Annotated in this window: 25 protein-coding genes, 1 pseudogene and 1 other annotated feature; of the genes and pseudogenes, 8 read left to right on the top strand and 18 right to left on the bottom strand. The window is 32.6% G+C overall.

Going from position 1 to position 26108, the window contains the following annotated elements; all coding sequences use genetic code 11:
• Positions 1–16 precede the first annotated feature (16 nt).
• The 7 genes from ACWCL1_RS02815 to ACWCL1_RS02845 all read right to left on the bottom strand — a co-directional run bounded on the left by ACWCL1_RS02815 (position 17) and on the right by ACWCL1_RS02845 (position 5354).
• Positions 17–952 carry an alpha/beta hydrolase gene (locus ACWCL1_RS02815; protein ID WP_454545419.1) on the bottom strand — a complete coding sequence of 312 codons (936 nt, stop codon included), beginning with the start codon at positions 950–952 and terminating at the stop codon, positions 17–19.
• Between the two features lie 109 nt (positions 953–1061).
• A complete protein-coding gene (gene minD, locus ACWCL1_RS02820; protein WP_454545420.1) occupies positions 1062–1868 on the bottom strand; it encodes a septum site-determining protein MinD in 807 nt (268 codons plus the stop codon).
• 2 nt (positions 1869–1870) lie between these two features.
• The gene (locus tag ACWCL1_RS02825) at positions 1871–2548 is read right to left on the bottom strand and encodes a septum site-determining protein MinC (RefSeq protein ID WP_454545421.1); all 678 of its coding nucleotides are present in this window, start codon (positions 2546–2548) and stop codon (positions 1871–1873) included.
• Between the two features lie 16 nt (positions 2549–2564).
• A complete protein-coding gene (gene mreD / locus ACWCL1_RS02830) occupies positions 2565–3077 on the bottom strand; it encodes a rod shape-determining protein MreD (protein WP_454545422.1) in 513 nt (170 codons plus the stop codon).
• 9 nt (positions 3078–3086) lie between these two features.
• Entirely contained in the window at positions 3087–3938 is an 852-nt protein-coding gene (gene mreC, locus ACWCL1_RS02835; protein ID WP_454545423.1) for a rod shape-determining protein MreC, read from the bottom strand.
• Between the two features lie 94 nt (positions 3939–4032).
• Complete coding sequence (locus tag ACWCL1_RS02840) at positions 4033–5031, bottom strand: rod shape-determining protein (RefSeq protein ID WP_454545424.1); 999 nt, start codon at positions 5029–5031, stop codon at positions 4033–4035.
• Positions 5032–5144: 113 nt separating this feature from the next.
• Positions 5145–5354 (bottom strand): cold-shock protein, encoded by a 210-nt coding sequence (locus ACWCL1_RS02845; RefSeq protein WP_454545425.1) that lies wholly within the window; start codon positions 5352–5354, stop codon positions 5145–5147.
• A gap of 195 nt (positions 5355–5549) precedes the next feature.
• Between ACWCL1_RS02845 and ACWCL1_RS02850 the strand changes: the two genes are divergently transcribed.
• Positions 5550–6296, top strand: coding sequence for a sulfite exporter TauE/SafE family protein (locus tag ACWCL1_RS02850; RefSeq protein ID WP_454545426.1), 747 nt, complete (start codon positions 5550–5552; stop codon positions 6294–6296).
• Here the strand turns inward: ACWCL1_RS02850 and radC are convergent.
• The 7 genes from radC to ezrA form a co-directional block, all read right to left on the bottom strand.
• Complete coding sequence (radC, locus tag ACWCL1_RS02855; RefSeq protein WP_454545427.1) at positions 6266–6937, bottom strand: RadC family protein; 672 nt, start codon at positions 6935–6937, stop codon at positions 6266–6268. The genes ACWCL1_RS02850 and radC overlap by 31 nt on opposite strands.
• A 44-nt stretch (positions 6938–6981) precedes the next feature.
• The gene (locus ACWCL1_RS02860; RefSeq protein WP_454545428.1) at positions 6982–7635 is read right to left on the bottom strand and encodes an HAD family hydrolase; all 654 of its coding nucleotides are present in this window, start codon (positions 7633–7635) and stop codon (positions 6982–6984) included.
• Positions 7635–8954: a bifunctional folylpolyglutamate synthase/dihydrofolate synthase gene (locus ACWCL1_RS02865; RefSeq protein ID WP_454545429.1), complete on the bottom strand. Its 1320-nt coding sequence runs from the start codon at positions 8952–8954 to the stop codon at positions 7635–7637. The genes ACWCL1_RS02860 and ACWCL1_RS02865 overlap by 1 nt, the downstream gene beginning before the upstream one ends.
• A gap of 92 nt (positions 8955–9046) precedes the next feature.
• A complete protein-coding gene (locus ACWCL1_RS02870; protein WP_454545430.1) occupies positions 9047–11731 on the bottom strand; it encodes a valine--tRNA ligase in 2685 nt (894 codons plus the stop codon).
• Between the two features lie 54 nt (positions 11732–11785).
• Positions 11786–12007, bottom strand: a binding site (T-box leader).
• 42 nt (positions 12008–12049) lie between these two features.
• Positions 12050–13267, bottom strand: coding sequence for a tRNA uracil 4-sulfurtransferase ThiI (thiI, locus tag ACWCL1_RS02875; RefSeq protein ID WP_454545431.1), 1218 nt, complete (start codon positions 13265–13267; stop codon positions 12050–12052).
• Positions 13268–13282: 15 nt separating this feature from the next.
• Positions 13283–14431: a cysteine desulfurase family protein gene (locus ACWCL1_RS02880; protein ID WP_454545432.1), complete on the bottom strand. Its 1149-nt coding sequence runs from the start codon at positions 14429–14431 to the stop codon at positions 13283–13285.
• Between the two features lie 134 nt (positions 14432–14565).
• Complete coding sequence (ezrA, locus tag ACWCL1_RS02885; protein ID WP_454545433.1) at positions 14566–16284, bottom strand: septation ring formation regulator EzrA; 1719 nt, start codon at positions 16282–16284, stop codon at positions 14566–14568.
• Positions 16285–16651: 367 nt separating this feature from the next.
• Here ezrA and rpsD point away from each other — a divergent pair, with 367 nt between their 5' ends.
• Together rpsD and ACWCL1_RS02895 are read left to right on the top strand one after the other, a co-directional pair.
• Positions 16652–17257, top strand: a complete 606-nt coding sequence (rpsD, locus tag ACWCL1_RS02890; protein ID WP_454545434.1) for a 30S ribosomal protein S4 — start codon at positions 16652–16654, stop codon at positions 17255–17257.
• 100 nt (positions 17258–17357) lie between these two features.
• Positions 17358–17822 carry a YueI family protein gene (locus ACWCL1_RS02895; protein WP_454545435.1) on the top strand — a complete coding sequence of 155 codons (465 nt, stop codon included), beginning with the start codon at positions 17358–17360 and terminating at the stop codon, positions 17820–17822.
• Between the two features lie 54 nt (positions 17823–17876).
• On the opposite strand, the gene ACWCL1_RS02900 is transcribed toward ACWCL1_RS02895, so the two are convergent.
• Both ACWCL1_RS02900 and ACWCL1_RS02905 read right to left on the bottom strand, forming a co-directional pair.
• Positions 17877–18113, bottom strand: coding sequence for a hypothetical protein (locus tag ACWCL1_RS02900; RefSeq protein WP_454545436.1), 237 nt, complete (start codon positions 18111–18113; stop codon positions 17877–17879).
• Between the two features lie 273 nt (positions 18114–18386).
• The gene (locus tag ACWCL1_RS02905) at positions 18387–20390 is read right to left on the bottom strand and encodes a hypothetical protein (RefSeq protein ID WP_454545437.1); all 2004 of its coding nucleotides are present in this window, start codon (positions 20388–20390) and stop codon (positions 18387–18389) included.
• Positions 20391–20502: 112 nt separating this feature from the next.
• Between ACWCL1_RS02905 and ACWCL1_RS02910 the strand changes: the two genes are divergently transcribed.
• The 5 genes from ACWCL1_RS02910 (at position 20503) to ACWCL1_RS02930 (ending at position 24607) form a co-directional block, all read left to right on the top strand.
• On the top strand, positions 20503–21792 hold the full coding sequence (locus ACWCL1_RS02910) for a replication-associated recombination protein A (RefSeq protein ID WP_454545438.1): 1290 nt from the start codon (positions 20503–20505) through the stop codon (positions 21790–21792).
• Positions 21793–22090: 298 nt separating this feature from the next.
• Positions 22091–22384, top strand: coding sequence for a hypothetical protein (locus tag ACWCL1_RS02915; protein WP_454545439.1), 294 nt, complete (start codon positions 22091–22093; stop codon positions 22382–22384).
• Between the two features lie 73 nt (positions 22385–22457).
• Positions 22458–22964: a universal stress protein gene (locus ACWCL1_RS02920; protein WP_454545440.1), complete on the top strand. Its 507-nt coding sequence runs from the start codon at positions 22458–22460 to the stop codon at positions 22962–22964.
• A 106-nt stretch (positions 22965–23070) separates the two neighbouring features.
• The gene (locus tag ACWCL1_RS02925) at positions 23071–23610 is read left to right on the top strand and encodes a cysteine hydrolase family protein (protein WP_454545441.1); all 540 of its coding nucleotides are present in this window, start codon (positions 23071–23073) and stop codon (positions 23608–23610) included.
• 22 nt (positions 23611–23632) lie between these two features.
• Positions 23633–24607, top strand: a complete 975-nt coding sequence (locus ACWCL1_RS02930) for a glycosyltransferase family 8 protein (protein WP_454545442.1) — start codon at positions 23633–23635, stop codon at positions 24605–24607.
• 24 nt (positions 24608–24631) lie between these two features.
• Here the strand turns inward: ACWCL1_RS02930 and ACWCL1_RS02935 are convergent.
• Positions 24632–25661: pseudogene (locus tag ACWCL1_RS02935) on the bottom strand (zinc-binding dehydrogenase).
• Positions 25642–26067: a MerR family transcriptional regulator gene (locus ACWCL1_RS02940; protein ID WP_454545443.1), complete on the bottom strand. Its 426-nt coding sequence runs from the start codon at positions 26065–26067 to the stop codon at positions 25642–25644. The pseudogene ACWCL1_RS02935 and the gene ACWCL1_RS02940 overlap by 20 nt, the downstream one beginning before the upstream one ends.
• Positions 26068–26108 lie beyond the last annotated feature (41 nt).

Consider the following 26108-nt stretch of genomic DNA (forward strand, 5'->3'; position numbering starts at 1 on the left):
TCAAACTTCGAAAAAATTATTTGTTCAAATATTGTTCAAAAAATCGTCCAACTTTTCGCTTATATTCTTCATAATGATTTCTCAAGGAATGTGCATGATCTGTATTTTTAGTTATCCAAATTTTCTTAGGTGCATTTGTTGCATTATAGTTTTGATAAACCATATTTGTTTTAACAAATGTATCACTATCACCATGAATAAAGAAAATTGGTAATTTATTTTTTTTCAGTTGGTTTAAAGTATTTGCATCTTTAAAATTATATCCTATTAAAGGCTGTGCCAAATATGAACCGACTTGCAAAATTGGAGTTGCAGGTAAATGGTAATCATCAGTAATTACATTATCAAATTCTTGATAAACACTACTAAAACCGCAGTCTTCAACAATGCATTTAACTTGTGGTGGTAATTTTTCACCGCTTACATTCATTACTGTTGCTCCACCCATACTTACACCAAACAACCCAATTTTCACATTGGAACCTTCACGCTTAACAACTTGATGAATCCATTTAACATAGTCTAATCGATCAAGCCAACCAAAGGTCATATATTTACCATCTGATTTTCCACTTCCGCGATCATCAGGTGCAAGGACATTATATCCTAACTCATGAAACATTTTAATATAAGGTGCCATAATTTGAGAATTCTCACGCCATCCATGTGCAACTACAATTGTCTTATTGGTCTTTTGTGCCGCTGGAACATAAATAGCAACCAACTTGATTTTATCATTTCTAGCAGCTGTTTCATGCCAAGTTTGCTTTTTTGTTTTGTCTAACCATTCAATCGCTTGACGAGTTGGCTTATCAATTTTTTTAGTTGTACGTCCAAAGCCATAGCTAATAAATCCATAGCATACTGCTAAAAATGCAACAATTAAAATAATGGCTATACTTATTAGTATTTTAGGCCATAGTTTACGCTTTTTCTTTTCTTTTTTTGTCATTTTCTCTTCCCTGTTCTCTCTTATAGTAAAATAAAAAAGGTGACAAATGCTTTAAGATGGCAAGTTTTGTTTTCATAAACCGCGATATAAAGCCTGTCACACTAAAAAATTATTTTTTCTTAAACCAATCTCCAATTTTTTGGAAAAAGTTCCGTTGTTGTTGTTCTTTTAATGACATTAATGGCACCGTTTCTCCTTCTAATCGCCGTGCGATATTACGGTATCCTTGTCCGGCCATGCTTTTATCATCAAGCACAACTGGTTCGCCTTTATTAGACGAACTAATTACGTCTTCATCATCAAAAACAATTCCTAAAAGTTTAATTGATAAGTGATGAGTAATTTCATCAACATCCATCATATCTCCGTCATTAACCATATGCTTCTTAATGCGATTAATTACAAGCATTGGAGGTTCTTTTAAGTCTTGTTGTTCAAGTAATCCAACTACCCGATCTGCATCGCGTACCGATGAAATTTCAGGAGTTGAAACCACAATTGCTTGATCAGCACCAGCAACAGCATTCATAAAACCTTGTTCAATTCCAGCTGGACAATCAAGTAAAATATAGTCAAAATCTGGACGTAACTGCTCAACAATTTCTTTAACTTCTGCGGGTTCAAGTGCGCTTTTATCAGTATTTTGGGCAGCTGGCAATAAATAAAGTTTATCATCAAAACGTTTATCTTTAATTAATGCTTGGTGTAATTTGGCACGTCCATTAGCAACGTCTACAATATCATAAATAATTCGATTATCAAGTCCTAAAACAACATCTAAATTACGTAACCCGATATCTAAATCAATTAAACAAACTTTTTTATCCATCAACGCCAAAGCTGTTCCTAAATTAGCTGAAGTTGTGGTTTTACCAACACCACCCTTACCAGATGTGATCACAATTGATTTTCCCATAATTAAAGTCCTCCAATTTTAGCATAAATCTTTGGCCGTAATTTTTTTAATTCCTCTAATTTTAAATATGAAATCTTATGTAAATCATTTACATAAACTACGGGCTCAAAAGAATCTTTGCGATTATCATCATCAAAAATTGTTACTAAATCTGCAATTCTCACTTGTTGTGCAGCACTAATATTACCTACAATTACGGCACTTTCATTATCAGGATAACCCGCTGAAACGATTCCTTCAACATTCCCTAATAAATAAACATTTCCAGTCGCTTGCAATATTCCGCCTTCATGTATTATTCCAGTAAATAATACATCACCTTCAATTGTTCTTACTTGACCGTTACGAATAATATCAGCATTTAAATGAATTGTATTTTTTTCAATTAAATTAATTGCCTCATCTTTTTCAATTACATCGGATTTTATTTTATGAATTGAAAATAATGGATAGTCTGTAAATGTATCCTCAATTTTTTTACGTTGATCTGCAGATAACAAACGTAATCTTGTTTTAATGCTAAATTCAACTTTTTCTGCATCAAATTTTGAATTATCCTTATATAGTTTTGCAAGTAACTCTTTTAAGTCAACTAATATTTGTTCAAAACTTGCATCACTGTGCAATACTAACTCGTATCCGTCTTTGTGACCTTTTAAAGAAATTGCTTCACTTGGCACTAAAAGTTCCACCTTTCTATGAATACTTTAGAAATAATTTTTTCAATGGATAATACAAAATTACAAATAATGCTAAGTTAACCGCTAATGTTGGACCAAGAGTGCGTCCAATAAATGTTGTTGTTGAAACTGAGGTTAAACCAATTAAAAGATTCATTGCATATCCCATTGTCGTTAAAATTGTGATATCAATTAAATAAATTAATAAGAGAACAACAAATGATGGCTCAAAAAATTGAACAATCCATCTAGTTATATATACCATTAAAGGTAATAAAAGAATATAAATACCTAAAATTCCAGTATAATACATATCATATATAAAACCGGCAAAGATTACCCATGGAATCATATGCTCCACTTCACCAAAACAAATTGCCATAAAGATCCATAATAAAACCGAACGACATTCAGCAAACGACGTTGGGGTAATCATCCAACTTGAACATACATGGGTTAATGTTCCATCCAAAAAAACTGCAATAAAAAGTCCAATTGGAAAAATATATCTCATTTTTGGAATTCGCATGATGCACCTCTAATCTTGCCGTTTAGCAACTGTAACTACATTTAAATTAGTCATATCTGCTGCAGGTTTAATGTAAATTTTTGTAGGAAGTCCATTCCCTTGATTAACTACTTTTTGGACCGTTCCGACAAATAATCCTTTTGGTGTAGTTCCACCTAACCCAGAAGTAATTACTTTAGTTCCACTTTTAACTTTTTCTTTTGATGTAATTTGTCCCATAATTAACAAATTTGTATCTGTATTATATCCAGTGATTAATCCATTAACCGTCTGTCCATCATCATCAATTAATTGTACCGCAAAACGATCATCTGAATCATCTTGAGTAGTAAGTAGTTCTACCTTACTATTATTTTTATTAACTTCTGAAACTCGTCCGATAATTCCCTTATCTGACATCACAGCTGATCCTTTAGTAATTCCCGCATTAGATCCTTTGCTAATTACAATTTGATTTTGCCAAGTTGAAGGTGCCCGCGAAATTACGTAAGCTGAGATCTTTTCATATGATGTTAAACTTTTGTTTAAAGAAAGTTGTTGTTTTAACTGTTTATTTTCTTGCTTTAAAGTTTCATTTTCAACCTGTAATGCATTCATATCATCAACTTTCTTCTTTAATTGGGCATTTTCTTGATATGTATCAACTAAATTGGAAACTGAATTTCCAATTTTAGCCACTCCTTCAATGGGAGCATTTACAACTTCATCCACTACTGCAGCGGCACTATTACCAAAATTTTGAATAAAAGATGGAGTTGCCCGATCATTTCGGACAAAAATCGAAAATGCAACCAATAAGAATGCAATAATTAATGATACTAATGTAATTACAAGTTTCTTATTGAAAAAAGGTTTTTGCATCTATAATCCTCCTCAAAATAAAAATCGTATCAGATTTTAACCGGCGAATCCAAACTTCCAACCACTTAAAATGATACGATTTTCACCGTCAGTGCTATTTCATTACGTCGATGTTCTTTAATGATTCTCCTGTTCCAATTGCAACACAATCAAGTGGTTCTGAGGCAACAAACACTGGCACTTTAGTTGCTTCTGAAATAACTTCTGGTAAATGTCTTAATTGTGCTCCGCCACCAGTAAGAACAATTCCATGATCAATAACATCTGCCGCAATTTCTGGAGAAGTTTCTTCTAATGTCTCCTTAATAGCAGTGATAATTGCTTGAACGACTTCTTGAATCGCTTTTGCAACATCTTCTGACTTAATTTCAACTGTTTGCGGAAGACCAGATACTAAATCGCGTCCCCGTACACTTTGACTTTCTAAGTTTTTCGCTTCTTCAATACTTGCAGAAGCAACATCAATTTTTAATTGTTCAGCAGTCCGTTCCCCAATCAATAAATTATAATGTGAGCGAACATAAGCAATGATTGCTTCATCAATGCGATCACCAGCCATTCGAATAGAACGACTAGAAACAATTCCTCCAAGAGAAATTGTCGCAACATCAGTTGTTCCGCCACCAATATCAACAACCATACTTCCGGTTGGATCCATCACTGGTAACCCTGCACCAATTGCAGCAGCAAATGGTTCTTCAATTACATATGCATCCTTAGCACCAGCAACTTTAGTTGCATCAATTACTGCTCTTTTTTCAACTTCAGTAACACCACTTGGAACACAGACCATTACATCTGGCTTTCCTGAATGAGGTTCAATTGATTTTTCAATATAATATTTCATCATTGAAACCGTGGTATCATAATCTGCAATAACCCCATCTTTCATTGGGCGAATTGCAACAATACTTGCTGGTGTTCTTCCAATCATTGCGCGTGCTTCTGATCCTACAGAAACAATTTCATCTGTTTTTGTATTTTTAGCAACAACAGATGGTTCTCTTAAAACAATGCCTTTTCCTTCTGAATAGACAATTGTGTTGGCTGTTCCAAGATCTATTCCTATATTTTTTGCACCAAATCCGAACACTCTTTCTCATCCCTTCATCCGAATCAATAAACATAAATTCCATTAATTTTTACATTTAGTAAAATTATACCACAGTTAAAACCAATGCTAAATAATAAAATTACTCAAATTAATTAATCATTGATTGGCATAACTTCAACTGCCTGCATCCCTTTTTTGCCTTCAATTTCAACAAACTGAACTCGTTGATTTTGATCAAGTGTTTTATATCCTGCAGACGTAATGGCTGAAAAATGAACAAATAAATCTTGTTTGCCATCATCAGGGATAATAAAACCAAAGCCTTTCTTCTTATCAAACTGGTGAACAGTCCCTTTTAACATTGTAGCCCTTCTTTCCTTATGCTAGAAAATTTTATCATAGTCGATTTTTTTTAACAAGAACAACCCTACTTAACTTTGATCAACTTTGTTAGATATGATTTGAAACAATTCAATATTGTTTACATTATCTATTTATCAAATCAGATGATATAATGCAAATGATTAAATATTAAGGAGGGATTTGCTACGGAAAGCATGATTTTTACTATTATTATCGCATTTTTATCTGCACTTATTCAAATTACTGGGGGTTTTGGTTTTGGTTCATTATTTGTTCCTTTTGTTGCCTTACTAATTCCCTATAAGGATGCCACAATGATTTCAGTTTTAACATGTATGTTTTTACAAATCACTGTGGTCATTCGTTACTTTAAAAAAATTCAATGGGATTCAATTATTGTTCCTGCACTTGTTTCATTTATTACCACTAGTATTGGGGTACACTTAATGGTTAGTTTTTCATCTAGTACAATGGCAATTTTACTGGGAATATTTTTATGGATTTTAGCACTATATTTAATTTTTATTTCTCCAAGGGTTCACTTATCAAAAAATATTCCAACTAAAGTAGCGGTTGGTGCATTAAGTGGTTTTACTGGAGGAATGTTTGCAGTTGGCGGACCTCCAATGGTTGCATATTATAATTCTGTTATTGATGATTCAATTACCTACCAAGCAACGATTCAAACATATTTTTTCATTACTTCAATTGTGATTTTGATTAATGATTTAATGTATACCAAGTTTACCGTTAAACTTGCAAGTCTTTCAGTTGCTTCGGTTTTTGGTTGCTTAATAGGAACATTCATTGGTACTAAAATTTTAAACAAAATTTCAATGACTACTGTAAGAAAAATTGCATATACCGTAATGATTCTTGCAGGAACATATAATTTAATTAAAGGATTTATTCAAATTAATCGATTCTCACGAAAACTATAGTAACTGTTTCGTCCAATTACAAGATGATCAAGTAGTTCTATTCCTAAAAGATCACCTGCCTCGGCTAAACATATAGTTAACTTTTTATCATTATCGGAAGGCTCAATATTACCACTTGGATGATTATGTGCAACAATAATTTTAGCTGCGCTATGTTGGATTGCTACTTTAAAAATCTCACGGGGATGAACCGTTGCTTGGTTTAAAGTTCCTTTGAAAATATCTTTTTCATAAATCACTTGATTTTTAGTATCTAAGTATAAGGCATATAAAACTTCTTGCTTATATAATCTAAGTTTACCTTCAAGATATTCGCCTGCTACTTGACTAGAACAAATTTGACCTAAAATTAAAGGAAGTCCTTGATGACAACGTTTAGCAAATTCGCATAAAGCAAGCATTTTATTAGCCTTACTTTGAAATTTAAAATATCGTTGCCAATCAAGTAATGAAAGATCAAGCATTTGATGATATCCTTGATTTTCATTAAAAAAGCGGTCTGTGATTTCCTTTGCACGTTGCAAAGAACTAAACTGATTAATAATATAAAAAAATAGTTCACGATCACTTAATTTTTCTGGACCGTATTTTTGAATGATTTTTTCAAAATATTCATTTTTTAATTGATTATTAAATGCCATAAAAATCCCTCCAATTTATATATACGCAAATTGGAGGAATTTTTTTATTTTTCAATAAATTTAATTACTTCATTAAGGTCATTTTTAATCGCTAATGTATGCTTCTTTTCAAATTCTGTAGGTTGAATGTAATCAGGAACCATAATAACTGGAATTTGTGCTTTATTTGCCGCCTGAATTCCATGAAGAGAATCTTCAATAATAATCGTTTGCTCTTTATTTGGCTTTTCTGCCATTTCCCATGCCTTTAAGAAAATATCAGGAGCAGGTTTTGCTTGTTTAACATCATTCGCAGAAACAATAAAATCGAAGTGATTTTCAAAATGATTTTCTTTCAAGTAAAAATCAATGTCTTGACGATAGTTACTTGACGCTAGTCCATACGTAATTTGATGTTCTTCTAAATACTGAGCTAAATCTAAAAAACCAGGTTTAAATTTAAGTAATCCCTCTTTTACTGCTGGAATAATTTCTTGACGACTTAATTTCATAAACTCCTTAATCTTTTGGGCATCACCATAATCTTTAACCATCGTTTGATACATTAAATCATAACCACTACCAATAAATTGTTTATAGTAGTCAAAGGTAAATTTCATATTTAATTTTTCTGCTGCTTTTTGATCTGCTGCAAAATACATTTTTTCAGAATCAAAAACAACTCCGTCCATATCAAAAATAACTGTAGTTATATTCATTAATCTTCCTCCTGTGTTGTGAAATAGCTTCTTACTTCAGAAATAAAGTAAAGTGATCCCGCAAATAATATCATATCATTTGAATCCATCTTTTGAACCGTTTGGACTAAAACATTTTGCCATTGATCATTGATATTTACTTGAGGAAATTTAGCATGTATTTCTTTTAAATCTGCAATTGGTCGGGGACTATTAAATTTTGTCAAAGTCACTTCAACATTTTTTAACGATAATAACTTACTAATCATTTCATCTGGCTGTTTGTCTGCTAAAATCGATAGGATTATGTAAATTTTGTGCTTTTTAAATCGTTGTTGAAGTAATGTTACTAATTGATCCATTGCTTGGATATTGTGAGCTCCATCAAGCACAATTAATGGAGATTCATTAACTTTTTCAAATCTCCCAGGCCAGTTAGTTTTTTGTAAAGCGCGGTTAATTTCATTTTTTTGAAACTCCCATCCTTCACGTGCTCCTAATTCAAGTACTGCAGTTAAAGCAAGTGCAGCATTTGAAATTTGATAATCTCCCATTAAACTCAGCTCTAGTTTATTAAAACAATAATCTTTAAATCGATATTTAAAACATTCACCCCATTTTGAAGTTTGTTGTTTTTGAACTTGAATTTCATGATTAATTTGAAAAACGGGGGCTTGCATTGCTTGAGCTGTTTGCATAATTTCTGCATTAGCCGTTTTATCATCAATTTGACCAACAATCACTGGCACTTCATCTTTAATAATCCCAGCTTTATTACGTGCAACATCTTTTATGGTTGGTCCTAAATATTTTAAATGATCAGTTCCAACATTAGTAATCACCGTTACTAGTGGTGAAATTATATTAGTAGAATCATACGTTCCACCTAAGCCCACTTCAATTACTGCATAATCAACCTTTTCTTCGGCAAAATACTCAAACATAATTGCTGTATCAATCTCAAATTCAGTTGGACCGCCCCCGTGATTTTCCCAGTCTTGATCCATTTGCGCTACAATTGGTTTAATTTTTGCAACTAATTTAACCAGTTTTTCATCTGAAATCATTTCACCATTTATACAAATCCGATCATTAAATTTAATAATAAATGGAGATGTAAAAGTGCCAACTTTAAAACCTTTTTCCATTAATAACTGACGAGTAAAGGCTGTTGTTGAGCCCTTCCCATTGGTTCCTGTAATATGAATCATTTTTAATTTTTTTTGAGGATTTCCTAGCCGTTCACAAAAATCGCGCATCCGTTCAAGTGTTGGAATTTTTTTAAATTGAGTTCTTCCATGAATAAAAGCTAGTGCTGCTTGATAATCTAAATTTTCCACTTTTATCTTTTCCTTCTTTAAGTCAAGTTGATAATTCTCCTTTATTTTAAAAAAAGAAGATTGCATTTGCAATCTTCTTAAATTCAATTTAACTAATCATCTAGTGCGTCTAATTCTTCTTGCAGTTCATTAATTCGATTATTTGTAGCTGCAAGTTTTTCTTTATATCCTACTAATTTTTCGCGTTCTTTATTAACAACAGCTTCAGGAGCATTTTGTACAAATTTTTCATTGCCAAGTTTCTTTTCGCTCCGAATAACTTCTTGTTCAAGTTTTTCAGCTTCAAGTTGAAGACGCTTGATTTCTTCATTCAAATCAATCAAATCAGCAAGTGGTAAGTATACTTCTGCTCCGGTAATAACTGATGTCATTGCTAATTTGGGTGTTTCTACATCTGCACTGATTTCAAGATGTTTGGGATGACAGAAACGTTCAATGTAATCCTTGTTATCCTCAAAGATTTGTCTAGTTTCATCATCTTTTGTCTTAATTAAAATGTCAATTGCCGATGACATTGGTGCATTTACTTCTGAACGACTATTTCGTACGGATTTAATCAATTCGATTAAATTTTCCATTTGTCGTTTAGCATTATCATCTTCAAATTCAACATGTTCTTCTGGATATTTAGCTACTACCAATGATTTACCTTCATGTGGCATTGATAACCAAATTTTTTCAGTTACAAATGGAATTACTGGGTGTAATAAGCGCAATGTTTGATCTAATACATAGCATAAAATTGCTTGCGTATTCTTTTTAAGTTTTTGATTTGAACCAGCAAGATTTTCTTTGGCCATTTCAATATACCAATCACAAAAATCATTCCAAATAAAGTTATATAGTGCTCGTCCAGCTTCACCAAATTCAAATGTATCAAAGAAGTGGGTTACATCTTTAACAGTGTCATTTAAACGGCTAATAATCCATTTATCAGCTAATTGCCATTCTTCTTTTGCAGGCAATTGAGCTTTAGTATCTTCATCTAAATTCATGATCACAAAACGACTTGCGTTCCAGATCTTATTAATGAAGTTCCAAGCACCATCCATTTTCTGATATGAAAAACGAATATCTTGACCAGGAGTCGAACCAGTTGTTAAGAACCAACGTAATGCATCCGTTCCGTATTTATCAATCACATCCATTGGATCGATTCCATTTCCAAGTGATTTGCTCATTTTTCTGCCTTGTTCATCACGAATTAATCCGTGTAATACAACATTTTTAAATGGAGCTTCACCAGTAAATTCTAAACTTTGGAAGATCATTCGTGACACCCAGAAGAAAATAATGTCATATCCCGTTACTAATGTGCTTGTTGGGAAGTAACGCTTAAAATCTGGTGCTTCAGTATCTGGCCAACCCATTGTTGAAAACGGCCATAAAGCACTACTAAACCATGTATCCAATACATCTGGATCTTGTTCCCAGTTTTCTTCATCTTGAGGTGCTTCCATTCCAACATAAGTTTCACCAGTTTTTTTGTTGTACCATGCCGGAATACGATGTCCCCACCAAAGTTGCCGTGAAATTACCCAATCATGAACATTTTCCATCCATTGATTCCAAGTATGTTCAAAACGTTTTGGCACAAAGTTAACAGCATCTCCATCTTTTTGGTTCTTCAAAGCTAATTCAGCTAATGGCTGCATTTTAACAAACCATTGAGTTGATAAACGTGATTCTACTTGTACGCCTGTTCTTTCAGAATGGCCAACACTATGAACAATTGGTTCAATTCTTAACATATAGCCTTCTTCTTCTAAATCACTCACAATTGCTTTGCGTGCTTCAAAACGATCCATACCTTCATACTTACCAGCATTAGCATTCATCGTAGCATCTTCATTCATTGTATTGATTCTCTTTAAGTCATGGCGATTACCAACTTTAAAGTCATTAGGGTCATGTGCTGGGGTAATTTTTACCATTCCCGTACCAAATTCTGGATCAACATATTGATCAGCAATAATTGGGATGTGGCGTCCTTGAAGTGGAAGGATCACTTCTTTTCCTACCAATTCTTTATAGCGTTCGTCACTTGGATTAACCGCAACGGCAACATCGCCAAACATTGTTTCTGGACGAGTAGTTGCAATTTCAATATAATTTTTACCATTAAAAGTGAATTCTGGATCAACAAATGGGTATTTTACATGGTAAAATGCTCCTTCATCATCTTGATGAATAACTTCAATATCTGATAAAGCTGTTCGTGCCTGTGGATCCCAATTAATGATGTATTCTCCACGATAAATTAAGCCTTTATTGTATAAATCAACAAAAACTTTCCGTACAGCTTTAGACAAACCTTCATCCAAAGTAAAGCGTTCCCGATCGTAATCAACTGAAATACCTAACTTTTCCCATTGTTGATGAATAATATCACTATATTCATGAACCCAATCCCATACTTTTTCAATAAATTTTTCTCGGCCTAAGTCATAACGACTCACACCTTCTTCACGTAATTGAGCTTCAACTTTAGCTTGAGTAGCAATTCCAGCATGGTCAGTTCCTGGAATCCATAATGTATCATATCCTTGCATTCGCTTTTGTCGAATTAACATATCTTGTAAGGTATTGTCCCAAGCATGCCCTAAGTGTAATTTTCCCGTAACATTTGGTGGTGGAATTACAATTGAATATGGTTTAGCTTTTTTATCACCATTTGGCTTAAACAAACCTTCTTCAACCCATTGTTGATACCGACCAGGTTCAACTTGTTTGGGATCATACTTTGTTGACATATCAACTTCTCGCATTAAAAACATCCTTTCTTTCGTTTACAAGAGACTCGGTGAGAATAAAAAAAGCACCGTCATCCAAATTAGGACGACAGTGCCGTGGTACCACCTAAATTGAAAATAAACTCATTTATTTCCCGCTTAGCTGCTTACAATAACGAACTTACAGTAGTCCGGTTATTCCTAATCCGTTCAGAATAACAGCTCCCAAGCTACTAGATTAAAATATTTTTTAAATCTTCTCAGTTACCGATCTTTCCTGTAAAAAATAAATTTTAATCCACTCTTGTTCATCACCTATATTGTTTATTCTAGCTTGAAGAAATATTTTCGTCAAGATTGAGATTAAAGAAGCTCAGCAAAATCAGCTTGATTAGAATTCATAAATTCATCAGATGATTTAATTTCTGTAATTTGAATTCCTTCCAATGCTCGTTGCATTAATCCTTCAACATCTAAACGTTCTTCATACATTCTTGCCTTGTCAATTCTTGGCTTAGTTTTAGGAGCTGGAGGTGCAAAAATAGTACAACAATCTTCAAATGGTTGAATTGATAAATCAAATGTATCAATTTTTTGAGCAATTTCAATGATTTCATTTTTATCCATTGAAAGTACTGGACGTAATACTGGCATAGTAGTTACGTCATTGATTGCTGCCATACTTTCAAGTGTTTGTGAGGCTACTTGTCCTAAAGCTTCTCCATTAAAAATCGCAAGTCCTTTGCGTTTATGAGCAATTGCTTCGGATAAACGCAACATAAATCTGCGTTGAAGTGTCATTAAATAACCTTCTGGAACAGAATGTTTGATTGTTTCTTGAATTTCTGTAAATGGAACTTGAATAAATTTAATTGTTCCTACATATGGAGTTAATTTAGCTGTTAATTGTTTGGCTTTATTTAATGCTTGTTCACTTGTGTATGGTGGACTAAAGAAATGCACCATTTCAATTGCAACGCCACGTTTCATTGCCAAATATCCGGCAACTGGAGAATCAATTCCCCCAGAAAGCATCAACATTGCTTTACCAGCAGTTCCTACTGGCAAGCCACCAGCGCCTTGAATCTTATCATATGAAAGATAAATCCCATCAGGTCTGACTTCACATCGAAGAGTTACTTCTGGATTTTTCATTTTAACATGAATATCATCAAAAGCCTGTAAAATTGCTCCACCAAGAAGATCATTCATGTCATTAGTATCGTACTCAAAGTGATGATCTGAACGCCGAGTATTAATTTTAAAAGTTAATCCAGAATGATACTTTTCTTTCATCATTTCAACTGCGACTTCTTTTACTTTATTAACATTGCGTTCAACTTTAACTGATGGAGAATAATTTTGAATGCCAAACACTTGACCTAATCGTTGCATAACTGCCTTTGAATCTTCACCGTTAAGTTGAATGTGCATACGGTCACGTCGCGCAGTTATTTTTAAATTAGGAAATTCATGAAGTGCTTGGCGTACGTTATAACCTAAACGATCAATAAAATTTTTACGATTCTTTCCTTTAGTTGATAATTCACCATAACGAACCATAATTTCTGAGTATTGCATTTTTAGCCTCCTCTATTATGAATTAATCATCTTAAACTTCTCATATAATTGATCAAATACTTGAATAAATTCATCTGCTTGTGCCATTGTATTATGTTCATCTAAACTAATTCGGACAGCTGATGTTGCTATTTTTTCAGGAACTTTCATTGCATCTAATGTACCTGCAATCGTACCTTTTTTTGAAGAACATGCACTTGTAGTTGAGATATAAATACCATAATTTTCAAATGCATGTACAATTGTTTCGCCCCGAACACCATCAATCGTGAAACATAAAATATGGGGTGCAAAACTGTTATCATCTTTTGAAAAAAGATGCACTTTATCAAATTGCTTAATATGATTATAAATTTTATCCTTAATTTGACGTTGTTTTTTCACTTTTTGATCTTCATTATCAAGTAATAAGCGAAGTGCTTTGGCCATTCCAACAATTGCGGGCAAATTTTCGGTTCCACCACGTAACCCTTTTTCTTGTCCTCCGCCATCAATTAATGGCTGAATCATTCGTCCCCGCTTTTTATACATAAAGCCAACGCCCCGTGGAGCATGAAATTTATGCCCAGAAAAAGTCATTAAATCAATTCGTGAATTGTTCAGAAATTGAGCAACACCTTTTCCAATCGCCTGAACTGCATCAACATGAAAATGAATTTTAGGGTATTTTTCTAATACTTGAGCAATTTGATCAATTGGTTCAATCGTTCCAATTTCATTATTAATTGCCATAATTGAAACTAAAATAGTATCTTTACGAATCGCTTTTTCTAAGTCAGTTGCTGAAACTCTTCCATTTTTATCTACCGGCAAATAAGTGACTTCAAAACCTAAACGTTCTAAATGTGCCATTGTATTTAAAACCGCAGGATGTTCTACACTTGAAGTAATTAAGTGCTTCCCATATGGTCTTTTTTCCATTGCGGTTCCTTTAATTGCCCAGTTATCACCTTCACTACCACCACTTGTAAAATAAATTTCATCTGGAAAAACTTGCATTAAAGTGGCAATTTGCTTGCGGGATTGTTCAAGTAAATTAAATGCCTGTTCTCCCCATGCATGTAATGAAGAAGGATTTCCCCAAATGTCTTGACTCACTTTGTTATACGTTGCCAATACTTGATCATCTACTTGCGTAGTTGCACTATTATCAAAGTAAATCATTTATTTAATTCTTCCTTTCTATCAATATTTATCTACTACTATTATTCTGGTACGACTCATTGTTAATTTAATCATCTTACTTACATTTTGTAAAGTTTACTGCAATAAAAAACTGGACAAATTGTCCAGTTTTTTTAATTCATTGGATATTGTCGTTGAGCCTGTTCCTTTGTTTCATAATCATCTGTGATTCGTTTATATGCACCTGGTTCAACTTCTTCAACCGCATTTGAAATTACATCCAATGCTTCAACATAATTATATTCGCGATTAAATAAGTGATTGGCTTTTTTATATGCTTCAGCCACTTCTGGATAACGTGTGCGATAACGGTTAGCATATTGCAAGAATTCTTCTGTTAATGTTGCACAATCAATAATCTCTTTTGTTTTATCACCTAAAACATCTAAATCTGATTGAAGCGTAATTAATCCTTTAGTAATTTCATCCATATTAATTTGAATTTGGTTTAATTGATTATCCATTGCTTCAATTTCATCACTGACTTTAAAGAAATAATCAGTGTATTCAGATGAAAGCCCCGGAAGATTTAACTTCTCAATATCGCGTCTCATCCGATGTATTTCCAAATCAAAACCTTGAACTGCACGTTGCGCTTCTTTTTCTTCTTTCCATAAGTTAGCAACACCATCATTAATTTCTTTTTGATGTTTTTCAATGCGAGTCAATTTTTCAATATTATCTTTTTGTTTCTTCAGTTCATCAGAATAAATTACACCTTCTGAGCGTTGTTTGGTAAAAGCATCAAAATCTTTCCGAATTGATTGAATTTGAACTTGAAGATCATGTGCATCTTCAAGCTCATTATGAGTCAATTCATAATTTTGAGCCAATCGATCTAAATTAATTAATAACTCATGTTCTTGACTTTCAGCATGTTCGATAAACTCTTGATAGTAACGATAGTTTTTTTCGACGACTTTACGTGCACGGTATTCAGTATCAACAGTTTCATAAATCTCATCAATTGACTCAGTTAGTTGATCATTAATTTGTTCTGCACTTTTAACATTAATTTTTTGTAAATTAACTAGGTTTTTATCTACAAGTTTTTGGATTTCAGTTAATTTTTTCTTCAAGTTTTCATGGAAAACATATTTTTCCTTCAATAACTGATCAACTGCTTGATTAAGCTCTTGAATTTGTTCAGGAAAGACATTTTTTAAATTCTTATATAAAGGTGGAATTTTTTCCACTTTTGCTTCCATTTCATCAGTAGCTTTTTGTAATTTAGCAAGTGGTTTAGCTGATTTTACATAATCGCCACTTTCCATTAACTTAGTATAATCATTAAATTGTTGTTCTAAACTTCCAAGTTGTTCTTCTAATTTATCACTACTTGGACCAAATGAAAAACTTTTAGCAAGTAATGTCTTGCGTAATTCTTTATACTTTTCACTTAACTTTTCAACCGCTTGTTGATGTTCTTCTGTAACTTTTCTAATGTTATCAAGTTTATCTTTAATTTCCTTAAACTGAGCAGTGCTTGCAGATAATTTTTCATCTACTTCTGCTAACTCATGATTTACTCGTCCAAATTGATAATGCGTATTTAATTCTGTTAGGTCATTTAAAATTTCTGAAACTTCTGGAAGTTTACGATTGATAATTTCGCGATAATCTTTATCAAGTTGCTCAAACTCAGTTAAACTATCTCCTGATAAATTTAAATGACTAATTTTTGCTAATTCTTTTTCTAATGTTTTGTCAGTAATTTCTCTTACTTCTTCTTGGTAATTTTCAATTTTTTTAGCGTTGCGTTGCTTGTACAAATATACAGCTAAGTAAATCACAAGCGCAGCAATTACCAATGAAACCAAAAAGATAACCATAAAATCCCATCCTTTGCCACGTGGCAGTTATTTTATTTCACATTGCAATACAATGTTTTTTCTCATTAATAATACACAGATTCAATTATAACATATAAAACATATTTCTAATTCGCTTTTTTTTACTATTTCATTAACAAATTTACTATTATCTTTTTATTGACTTTTTTTTTTAAAATTGTTAAAATTTCATGCGTGTAAAATAATGCAGCAGTAGATGGTAAGCACGTCAACAGTTGATTGCCTTAATGGTTCTGCAAGTAACTTTTCGGCTGCAAAAGCGAACGTCTAAAATCAACTGCACGAATACTAAATCTACATCGTTATTTTACTCCATAATATTATATTTTTTTGGAGGAATTTATTTATGTCTCGTTATACAGGTCCATCATGGAAAGTTTCTCGTCGTTTGGGAATCTCTCTTACAGGAACAGGTAAAGAATTATCACGTCGTCCATACGCACCAGGTCAACATGGCCAAAACCGTCATAAATTATCAGAATACGGTTTACAATTACGTGAAAAGCAAAAATTACGTATGATGTATGGTTTAACAGAACGGCAATTTGCTAACACATTTAAACGTGCTGGTAAGATCCGTGAAGGAAAACACGGTGTTAACTTCATGATTCTTTTGGAACAACGTTTAGACAATGTTGTTTACCGTTTAGGTTTAGCAACAACTCGTCGTCAAGCTCGTCAATTAGTTAACCATGGTCACATCACTGTTGATGGTCATCGTGTTGACATTCCATCATATGAAGTTAAACCAGGTCAAGTAATTTCATTACGCGAACGTTCAAAGAACTTACAAATTGTTAAGGATGCTTTAGAAGCAGTTGTTGGTCGTGCTCCATTTGTTACATTTGATGATGATAAAATGGAAGGCTCATTAGTTCGTTTACCTGAACGTGACGAATTAGATGCAAACATCGACGAATCACTTATCGTTGAATACTACAACAAACTTTAATTTTTGTTGGCATCAAAGAGATTGCGCATGCAATCTCTTTTTTTGTCTTTTCAAATTTGATAAAATATGCTTACTAAAGGATTTCAAAGGAGACATTATTATGGCTGACGAAATGCAAGATCATATGAATAAGGCAATGTATGGTGCCCCTAAAGTTAAACCTGATGAACAACGCAAATACTTAGGAACTTTTAGAGAAAGAGTCGACTTAACGGTTACATTTGCTCAGTTAAATTCTAATAATTACTATGATGCTTTAGAAGAAGAATTAACTAAACATCCAGATTACCGCATGACTATTAATGGTCATGTTAATGAATCTCAATTAAGTAAACTTCTTCAACTTGCTAATAAAACTAAAGTTGCATTTACTTGCAATACTGATATGTCACTTGCACATGGAGCTGATGATTTTGCAATTGTTTTTGCCGATAAAACTCAAGCAATCAATCACGACGTGATTGATATTGCTCAGTTATATCCTAATGCAACTCACCAAGTTGAAAAAGCAACTGCTCCTAAAAACAAAAAACATTTTTCACTAAAAAATCTATTTCATTTATAAAAAAACTGTGGCTAGCAAAGCCACAGTTTTTTTGCATTAATTAATATTTAATTCTTACAATCCAAAGTCAATTTGAGCACGTTGTACATATTTATACATTGAATCCCAATCATCAAATAATGTATTGGCGCTAATGAATTTATCCATTTTATGTTTACTTAATTTATCTAAATCATCTTGATTATTAATACCTAAAACTTCAAGTAGTTCATCAATACTTTTAAAATTAGTATATCTTTTCATTAATCTTTCTGGAAACAAATCATGAAATTCATCAATTTTTTCTTCCATATTATCCTTCTTTTCTAAAAGATCTATCTTTATTATGCCATGTTTGTTTTTTTATTAGCTGATTTTACTGATTAAATTACCGCAGTTTTTCTTTAACATTAATTTAAAGACTTTGAAACCTACTATGTTTTAATAAAGATGTAGCGTAAGTTACATGTTGTTTTAATGTGTTAATATTGAAAAAAATGAAAATTAATAATCAATAACCTCCACTATCTAAAATATTAAAAAAAAGCAATTGCGAAATTGAATTCACAATTGCTTTTTAATTTTTTATTTTAAGTTATTAATAATTTTTGTAGCAACATCCCGATGCTGATTTAGCAACATATCAGTATGCTTTTTTATATTGGCTATCGCATGTGCACTTAAAAATGTCATTAATTCCGGATGACTTGGAATCAATTTTTGATATAAATTATCAATAATAATATCAATAAATCCATCCGCTAATTTCAACTTTTTAGCAATTTTTTCAATCATTTCAATATAAGAAGCATCAACATCACCAAGGGCATCTAAACTTTCGAAGCGAGTTCCGGTAAATGAATCGTATCGCAATAAATACTGTACTCCTCGAGGGACCACCTGATCTAATTTTAATCCTTGTCCCACAATTACTTGATGTTCATTTCGTCCAATTGTAATTTGCTTTTGTTCAATTAATTTTCCTAATGAATCACGCCCATTCCCAACTACATTTTCTGGAATCCGCTCAATTAAACTGACTACTTTACCATTTAAAAGCATTGCTTGGTAAGTTGAACCTGACACTACTTGTTCAACTAAAACCTTCGGTGTTTCTTTAAGCATTAAATTAACGCTTTCTAAAAATTCACGCTTAGTAGGAGCCATCCGATATAATGTTCCTTGAACATTAGTATGGTTCAATGCGTTTTTAATTACAATAGCTTTTCCTTTAATTAAAGTGAAGATGCGCGTTGCTTGATCAATATTTTTAATTTCCCAAGATGTAGGCACTTGGACGGCTAAATCACCAATTAGTTGTTTTGCAACTTGTTTTTCATTCCATAAATCACTCAACACTTGAGCACTTTTTTCACCTTGAAAACCATCTTTCATATATTTACCATTAATTTTCACGATATCTTGTTCTGGAGAAATGACTTGATAGTCAATTCCTTGATCAAATGCTGCTTGTAAAAGACATAGAGTATTTTCAGAAAGAGAACTTTCATATTCATTGTTTGAATTGTTCGTAAAGTGCTGCTTAATATACTCAAATGCTGTTTGCCCACCTTGTTGTCGTAAAAACAAAGCAGCTGCAGTTTGCATTACATCATCTAACTTATCCTTCAATTGTAAGTATGCACTCTTCCAATGCTGATCATAACTATACTTACATGCAAATTGATTAATATCCTCCAATAAATTACGCATTTCTTGTCTATATTGTGGTCGCTTAAATGGATTTTCACCTGCCGTAACTAGATCCATTTGACGTGCTTTTTGCATTGTTGAAATTAAATCTTCATTTTTTATTCCTGTCCCCATTAAGAAATAACCAACTAATACATTAACTAACTCTAAAATACTTGGTTCAATCATCCCTAAAGTACCTGGATTTAAGTCAATATTTTTTAAAGTTAGTGCAGTAATTCCTTGATTTTTATCAAATTGCCCCTCAATCCACACTTTAGCGGCTGCATCCTTACTTCGTAAAGTCTTTTTTAATGTTGTTAAATCAAATTTATAATCTTTTTCTGTCAACAAAGTGCGCGTTTCATATGAGCGTCTTGGTCTCATTCTTTCATTTCCGTCTGAATCCCATTTATATGGAGAGGCAGCTGTTAAGTAAGTTAATAAATATTCAATGCGTTCAAACCCCTGAGCAATCTTTAAATAAATTTGATTTCTAAAATCGTAATAATCTAGTTTATACTGCTTAAATTTACGATTATATAATTCAGTAAATAGTTCTTCTGGAATACGCACTGACAAACTTGTATTCGTTTTTAAATCACTTGATAATGGCCATAAGTATTGATTATCTTTTAAATGCTTCTTTAAAAAGAAGTTTCGCATTTTCAAATCCGTCTTTAATTCCTTCAAGTTTTGTTCATGTGAATTCGTTAAAGTAACATACTTTTCACTAGTTTTTACATATTGATTATCTTGATTTGTTAGCGGAATTTCGATTGGCATTCCATTTTGATCAACTAATAAAAATGTTTGAACTGCTTTCCACTTTAAATTATCCAAAACACCAACAAGTTCTTCTTTTTCAATTGTTTGTCCAATTTCATCTAATTTCATATCTATCATCCTATAATTAAACGATTTACTTTTATTATACCTAATCTTTGCATTAACTTGTAGCTTTCAAACGTGCTATAATACTAGAAAATTAATTGAAAGGAGTTAAAGTATGCAACCACTAGCATATCGGATGCGTCCACAAAATTTAGATGAAATTGTTGGGCAACAAAATCTAGTTGGCCCTGGAAAAATTATTCGGAGAATGGTTGATGCTAAATTACTTTCATCAATGATTTTATATGGACCTCCTGGCACTGGCAAAACCAGTATTGCAAGTGCAATTGCTGGTTCTACTAAATACGCTTTTCGTAAATTAAACGCTGCGACTGATTCAAAAAAAGCATTGGAACAAATCGTTGCAGAAGCAAAAATGAGTGGCACTGTGATTTTAATGTTAGATGAAATTCATCGTTTAACTAAACCTAAGCAAGACTATTTACTTCCTCATTTGGAAAATGGTCAAATTATATTAATTGCCGCTACTACTGAAAATCCATATATTTCGATTAACCCTGCAATTCGCAGTCGAACTCAAATTTTTGAAGTGAAACCTTTATCAGAAGATGATATTAAAACTGCTCTTTTGCGTGCCTTGCACGACAAAAAACGCGGTTTAGGTGAATATCATGTAAAACTCGCTGATGATGCATTACTTCATTTATCAAGAGCAACCCATGGCGATTTAAGAAGTGCTTTAAATGCATTAGAATTAGCAGTAAAATCTACACCTCAAAGTAAGGATGATCAAATTCATGTTACTTTAAAAATCGCTGAGGAATGTGTGCAACGCAAAGCCCTTATTCATGATAAAAATGGCGATGCTCATTATGATGTCATTTCAGCATTTCAAAAATCAATCCGTGGATCTGATGTAGATGCCGCCTTGCACTATTTAAGTCGACTTGTTGATGTTGGTGATTTGCAAAGCATTACTCGCCGTTTATTAGTAATTGCATATGAAGATATTGGTTTAGGTAATCCTCAAGCTGCTGCTCGTACTGTGGCTGCAGTTAATGCTGCCGAAAAAGTTGGCCTTCCTGAGGCCCGAATTCCTTTATCAGTTGCCGTAATTGATCTTTGCTTATCTCCAAAATCAAATTCTGCGATTTCTGCTGTTGATAATGCTCTAACTGAAATTCATCATGGAAATTATGGTGAAATTCCAAATTGGCTAAAAGATTCACACTATAAAGGTGCAGAAAAACTTGAACATGGAATTGGATATAAATATCCACATGATTATCCCCATGATTGGGTTGCACAACAATATTTACCTACTAAAATTAAAAACCATCATTATTACGAACCAAAGAAAAATGGTAAATATGAACGGGCATTAGCAGAACAATATGAGCGAATTGAACAAGCTAAAAAACATCATTTTAAGTTTGATCAATAATTTTTATTTGAAAAAAACACTGTGAGGGTTTATGATAATGATACAAGAATTTCTATGGTGTACGCGTTGTCTTATCAATGTATGGTTGACCGAACACTTTTAAACATGCGCGTCGCGATATTTGGTGGCTGGCAGGCCATTTCACTTGGGAACCAAAAGCCATCTTAAGGACGCAATTTTGTTGATCCTGCGGGTTCAACTACAAAAGACGATTAACGGCACCAATGGAGTAAAAGAGATCGGAATATCCGGTCTCTTTTTTGTTATAATTAAATCAATATATTTTTGGGAGGTTAATATGTCAATTACTGTTCGCATTTTAATTTGGTTACTAAGTTCAATTGTTATTTTTATGGGATTTTATCTTTGGAATCATCGTAATAAATCATTTTTAGTATTTCATCCTGAAAAACATCTTTCACTGTCAATTATTCTTAAAATTATTAGTTTATTATTATTATTAAGTGGAAGTCTTACATTAATTGCTAGTTTTCAATCCAATACAATTTTTTTCATTACAATGATGTTAATTGATGTCTTTCTAGTATCAATTTTGTCTTTTATCTTGATGCTTTATGTCTTTGTTCAATAATCATAAAATGATTTCGCTTTCTTTTTTTATATAAATTTTGTAGAATAAAGATGAGGATAGGAAGGTGATTGTCATGTTACAAAGTTATAAAAGTATTTTAGTTCCAATTGATGGCTCATATGAATCAGAATTAGCATTTAAAAAAGCAATCAATGTTGCTAAAAGAAATGGTGAAGAAACTGCCCTTCATTTAGTTCATGTTGTTGATACGCGGGCATTTCAAAATATTTCAAGCTTTGATACTACAATGGTTGAACAAGTTACTGAAACCGCTAAAAAGACACTTGAAGGATATGTAGATGAAGCTAAAAAAGCTGGCGTTAACAACGTTGATTTTTCTGTTGAGTATGGAGCCCCTAAAGTAATCATCGCTAAAGATATCCCAGATGAAAAGAAAATTGATTTAATTATGATTGGTGCTACTGGTTTAAATGCAGTTGAAAGAATCTTAATTGGTTCTGTTACTGAATATGTTACTCGGACTGCTCAATGCGATGTTTTAGTTGTTCGCACAGACTTAGAAAATAAACCAGCTCTTACAAGAGATTTAATTAAAGCAAACCGTAAAGATAGTTTATAAAAAGTGTAATAAAAACTAAAACCCATCGAACTAATTTTTTAATTTAAAGTTCGGTGGATTTATTTTGCTGATTATCACACTTATAAAGTTTAAGGAGTTTATCATTATGAAGGATGCTATCGTCGTAATTGATATGGTCAATGATTTTGTGACTGGAAAATTTAAGAATCCCAATGCACAAAAAACGATTCCACACTTTAAAGATTTACTTAAGCTGGCTCATTTACATAATATTCCAGTAATTTATGTTTCAGATGCACATTTACCACAAGATCCGGAACTTAAAATTTGGGGTGAACATTGCATGCAAGGAACTTGGGGTGCTGAAATTATTCCAGAGTTAACTCCACAAAAACAAGACTACTCACTTCAAAAAAGAACATACTGTGCTTTTTTTGAAACAGGACTAGATAGTTTACTACGCGAATTAAATGTTAACAATATCATTTTAACCGGCGTAGTTACTAATATTTGCATTATTAATAGTGCAGCAGCTGCTTTCTTTAATGGTTATAATATAATTATCCCTAAAGAAACAACTGCAGCAACAGAAGATGCGCTTTGCTATTCAAGTCTTGATTACATGCACGCAAACTATAATGCGAAAGTTATTTCCATTAACGAACTAAAAACATATTATAAATAATTAAACATAAGGAAGAAATACTATGATAAAACAAGAAATTCCTGTATTTTTTACAGTTGATAATAATTTTACACCATATTTAACGGTGGCAATTCAATCATTAATTGAAAATGCTGATCCAAATAATAACTATCACGTTTATGTTATTCATCGCGGATTAAGTGCCAAAAATCAACAACTTTTAAAGTCAATGGAAACTACTAATGTTAAAGTTGATAATCGTTTAATCGATATTGACTTAAGCATTATTCAAGATCGTGAAGAAAATTATTTAAAAGTTGACTTTTTTACAAGAACAATTTTTTATCGCCTCTTTTTAGCTGATATGTTTCCTCAATATGATAAAGGGATTTACATCGATGCTGATGCAGTTATTTTATCCGACTTAAAAAAACTATATGATGTAAAGCTTGGTGATAACTTAGTTGCTGCTACTGAGGATAATTCAATCAAGTATGTTGAACCAGTTCATGTATACATTAAAGATGCTCTTGGATTACCTTTCAAAGACTATATTAATTCTGGAATGCTTATAATTAATATGAAAGCATTTCGCGAAGAGCACTTTACAACTCATTTTCTTAATTTAATGAAAAAATATTACTTCTATTGTGTTGCAGTTGATCAAGATTACTTAAATGAAATTGCTAATGGCCGAATTTTATACCTTGATAATAAGTGGAACGCAATGCCTAAAGATCACAAATATGATGATGAAGAAATCAAGGATCCTAAAATTGTTCACTATAATTTATTTTATAAACCTTGGTATTTTAAAGGCATCATGTATGAAAAATATTTCTGGAAATATGTTGATAAGTGTCCTTGTGCTGACTATATTAAAGAACAAAATGCTCACACAACTGATGAAAAACGTAAAACAGAAAAAGCTAAGTTTGATAAGCTATTTGCCAAATGTTATGATATTGCCAAAGCAGATAATACCTTTAAACATGCTCGTGAAAATGGAGAACAGATTCAATTAATTAAGAAGTAAAAAAGCGCCAAAGGCGCTTTTTTTTTACATCTTAATTAATGCTTTAATTGTTTTTCGATCCGCCATATCTTGATAAGCCTGATTAATTTCATTAAAATCATATGCTTTTGTAAAAACTTTTCCCGGATTAATTTGACCATCTAGAACCGCTTTTAGTAATTGTTGTTTATCGTATGTCGTCACTGATGCAGGTCCACCTGCAATTTGAACATTGCGATAAAATGTTTGTGCAGGATCCATATTATCAACATGTGGTAAGCCAACACGACCAATTTTAGCTCCTAGACGTGCACATGCAATTGCTTGATTGAAAGATTGCTTTGCACCTACACATTCTAAAACTGCATCAGCACCATTGTTACCAGTTAATTGCATCACATGTTGAATTGCTTCTTCTTCACGTTCACTAACAATGTCAGTAACTCCAAATTCAACTCCTAATTGAGCACGGTCTTCATGATGACTCATTAAAATAATTTGTTTTGCTTTGCGCATTTTAGCTGCAATTACTGCACATAATCCAACTGCACCATCACCAATTACCAAAGCAGTATCTCCCTTTTGAACATTAGCTGTTCTGGCTGCATGATATCCTGTTGCCATTACATCAGCTAATGTTAATAACGAATTTAACATTTCTTCAGTATAATCAGTGGGCTTTCCTGGAACTTTCACTAAAGCCCATTGACCATATTGAAAACGCATATATTCAGCTTGAGCATCGGAACTGAAATTAACTTCATGGTTTAAGCAAACTCCATCATAACCTGCTAAACAAGCAGCACAATGACCACATCCATGTGTAAATGGAGCAATTACAAAATCTCCTTTTTTTTACAGTTGTAATTGCTGCACCTGTTTCTTCAACAATTCCAAGTGCCCTCATGTCCATCATTAATCAAGTGCTCATCATGCCGATAAGCCCATAAATCCGAACCACAAACGCAAGTCCGAATCACCTTGATGATTATACATCTTCATCATTTTGAATTGTTGGTTTAGCAGCTTCCTTTATTCTAATTTTCCCCTTGCCTTCAAATGTTGCGATTCTCATTATCAACATCTCCTTTAAAAATTAGTTTATGTTGAATGTACGGATCAATTTGATCTTCAGCAAATTGAAATTTACCGTCATAAATATCAAGCTTATGATTAATAAGTGCAATGGATTGTTGAATTTTTTCAATCTCACGTTGCATTCGATTCCGCTCGTTTTTTAAAATTTCTTTACGTGCATCAATGGTTTGATGGCGGTCTTCTAAAAAGAGCTTTGTATATTCTGCAATGGCTTCTACTGACATTCCTGACTTACGAAAGTAAATCCAGTTTAAGTCATAGCCCGTATAATCACGATAACCATTTGCGTCCCGATGAACTGGCGGAATCAATTTTTCTTGTTCATAATATCTTAATGTATTTGGCGTCAAATTTAACTTTTTACTGACTTTTGAAATATTCATAAATATCACCTACATTCAATGATCACATTTTTATAATAAAC

This window comes from Ligilactobacillus sp. LYQ135, from assembly GCF_053711055.1.